The organism is Caldalkalibacillus salinus, assembly GCF_016745835.1.
GTDB lineage: Bacteria > Bacillota > Bacilli > Caldalkalibacillales > JCM-10596 > Caldalkalibacillus_A > Caldalkalibacillus_A salinus.
In genome coordinates this window covers 1-425 of record NZ_JAERVL010000029.1, presented here as the reverse complement: position 1 = coordinate 425, position 425 = coordinate 1, and the positions used below count along the sequence as shown (strand labels likewise).

1 protein-coding gene and 1 riboswitch are annotated in these 425 nt (G+C 41.6%); the gene reads left to right on the top strand.

The annotated features are described in order from the left end of the window. The first annotated feature begins 54 nt into the window (after window positions 1-54). Window positions 55-145, top strand: a riboswitch (cyclic di-GMP riboswitch). 68 nt (window positions 146-213) lie between these two features. Beyond that, the gene (locus JKM87_RS15660) at window positions 214-414 is read left to right on the top strand and encodes a Flp family type IVb pilin (protein ID WP_202081315.1); all 201 of its coding nucleotides are present in this window, start codon (window positions 214-216) and stop codon (window positions 412-414) included. Window positions 415-425: the final 11 nt, after the last annotated feature.

Below are 425 nucleotides of genomic sequence, written 5' to 3'. Positions count from 1 at the left end.
CGTGAAACAGCAACAACAGCAGCAGACGGAGCATAATTACTAAACAATAATACAGACTCGAAAGGGCAAAATTGACGAAAGTCAATGACGCAAAGCTACAGGGGCTAACGTGATCTAATGATCGCAAAGCCAGCCAGCTACCGAAGGATGTAGGGGAATAAAATCACGCCCCTCTTCCTTTCCAAAAAAACAATTAAAAGGAGAGGGTTTCAAATGATGGAAAAGCTAATGGGATTAGTAAGAGAAGAAGAAGGACAAGGGATGACAGAGTACGGTTTAGTATTAGGTGTTATTGCGATAGCAGTACTAGGAATCATCGTGACACTAAGAGGAGAAATTGTAAAACTTTATGAAGAAGCAGTGACAGCTATTCAAGGGCGCGATACAGCAACAACAGCAGCAGACGGAGCATAATTACTAAACAA